Here is a 2,340-nt window from a genome sequence, read left to right on the forward strand (position 1 = left end):
TCTCTTCTCCCACCGTCGCGCTTCTCTCCGAGCGTCTGGAGCTGCTCCACGGCTCCTCGTCTCGCCAGCCGGCACTCGTCCCTGTCGACCGTGCCCAGCCGCTACCCCTCTCCTTCGCCCAGCAGCGCCTCTGGTTCCTCGACCAGCTCCAGCCCGGCACGTCCACCTACAACATCCCCTGGGTCCTCAAGCTCTCCGGCGCACTCAACTCGGAGCCGCTGCTCCAGTCCCTCCGTGCGCTGACTCAGCGCCACGAGGCCCTGCGCACCCGCTTCTCCGTTCACGAAGGCCAGCCCGTTCAGCTCATCCAGCAGGACTTCCTGCTGGAGATGCCTCTCGTCGACCTCTCGTCCTTGCCCGAGCAGGAGCGCGATGCAGAGGCCCAACGTCTGGCTTCGGCCGAAGCCCTGCGTCCGTTCGACCTGGCTCGTGGCCCCGTCGTCCGCACGTCGCTCGTCCGCCTCGATGAGGCGCAGCATCTGCTGCTCGTCACCGTCCACCACATCGCGTCCGACGGTTGGTCCATCGCCGTCATGGTCCGCGAGCTGGCGGCGTTCTACCGCCAGTTCTCCGGTGGCGAGGCCGCCCAGCTCGCGCCTCTGCCCATCCAGTACGCCGACTTCTCCGTCTGGCAGCGACAGTGGCTCCAGGGCGACGTCCTCGCCTCGGAAATCGACTGGTGGCGCACCCAACTCGCCGGGGCCGCTACTTCGCTCGAGCTGCCCACCGACAGGCCTCGGCCCGCCGTTCAGACGTATCGCGGCGCGGTGCTGCCTATCGAGCTGTCGCGTGAACTGACGCAGGCAGTGAGGACCCTTGCCCAGCGTGAGGGCGCCACGCCCTTCATGGTGCTGCTGGCGTCCTTCCAGCTCCTGCTCTCTCGTTACTCGGGCCAGGACGACATCTCCGTTGGCTCGCCCATCGCCAATCGCAACCGCGCTGAAACCGAAGGCCTCATCGGTTTCTTCGTCAACACGCTCGTCTTCCGGGCTCGCATCAATCGCAGCCAGTCCTTCCGTGAACTGCTGGAGCAGGTGCGCCTGTCCACGCTGGCCGCCTACGAGCACCAGGACGTCCCCTTCGAGAAGCTCGTCGAGGAACTCCAGCCTCAGCGCGACCTCAGTCGTAGCCCTCTTTTCCAGGTCACACTGACGCTCCAGAACGCCCCCGAGGCGTCACTCGCGCTGTCCGGACTGGTGCTCAAGCCGATTCAGGCGGAGATCAACACCTCGAAGTATGACTTCAGCCTCCTGTTCGATGAGGCGGAGCAACTGTCGGGTGTTCTCAACTACAACACCGACCTCTTCGACGCGGAGTCGATGCAGGGACTGCTCCGTCACTTCTCCGTGCTGCTCGAGGCCGCGGTCTCTCAGCCCGAGCAATCGCTGAGCGCGCTTTCCCTGCTGTCCGCCCCCGAGAAGCAGCAGGTGCTCACCGGGTGGACCGGCACCACGTCCGCCTACCCGCGCGACGCGTCCATTCACTCCCTCTTCGCTCAGCAGGCTGCTCGCTCGCCCGACGCTGTAGCGGTCGTCTCCGGCGAGGAGTCGCTCTCCTACGCCCAGCTCGACTCGCGCTCCAACCAGCTCGCTCACTACCTGCGCTCGTTGGGTGTGCTTCCGGGCTCTCGCGTCGCTGTCCGCCTTGATCGCTCCGCGGACCTCATCGTCTCCCTCCTCGCCATCCTCAAGGCGGGGGCCGCCTACGTCCCTCTCGACAAGGCCTGGCCTTCCGAGCGTCTCGCCTTCGTCCTTCGCGAGTCCGCTGCGGGCGTCGTCCTCTCCCACTCCGACGTCGTCGACGACTTGCCGGCCTTCGGCGCCGTCCTCCTCGTCATCGATGAGGAGGCTTCTCGCATCGCGCGGCTGCCCTCTTCTCCTCTCGCAGGTGCCGTGACGGGGGATGACCTCGCCTACGTCATGTTCACCTCCGGCTCCACGGGCGAGCCCAAGGGTGTCTGCGTCCCTCACCGCGGCGTCACTCGCCTCGTCTCTTCTTCCTTCATCTCCTTCGGAGCCTCCGACGTCTGGCTCCACGCCGCCCCCGTCGCCTTCGACGCCTCCACCCTCGAAATCTGGGGCGCCCTCCTCCACGGCTCCAAGCTCGTCCTCGCTCCTCCTCACTCGCTGTCTTTGGAAGAGCTGGGCTCGCTGCTCGTCCGCGAGGGAATCTCTTCCCTCTGGCTCACCGCTGCTCTCTTCGAGCAGATGGTCGCCACTCAGCCCGTTGCGCTTGCCGGTGTCCGCCAGGTCCTCGCCGGTGGTGACGTCCTTCCGCCGTCCCGCGTCCGCGAGCATCTCGCTCGCATCCCTTCGGGCCACGTCCTCGTCAACGGCTACG

1 protein-coding gene is annotated in these 2,340 nt (G+C 66.8%); it reads left to right on the plus strand.

What is annotated here, in order from left to right; translation table 11 throughout:
* A partial coding sequence (locus tag HUW62_RS46800; RefSeq protein WP_176438142.1) for a condensation domain-containing protein occupies positions 1–2,340 on the plus strand: 2,340 nt, incomplete at both ends.

Origin of the sequence: Myxococcus sp. AM011 (assembly GCF_013372595.1) — a bacterium.
In the GTDB taxonomy this organism is placed as follows: Bacteria; Myxococcota; Myxococcia; order Myxococcales; family Myxococcaceae; genus Myxococcus; species Myxococcus eversor.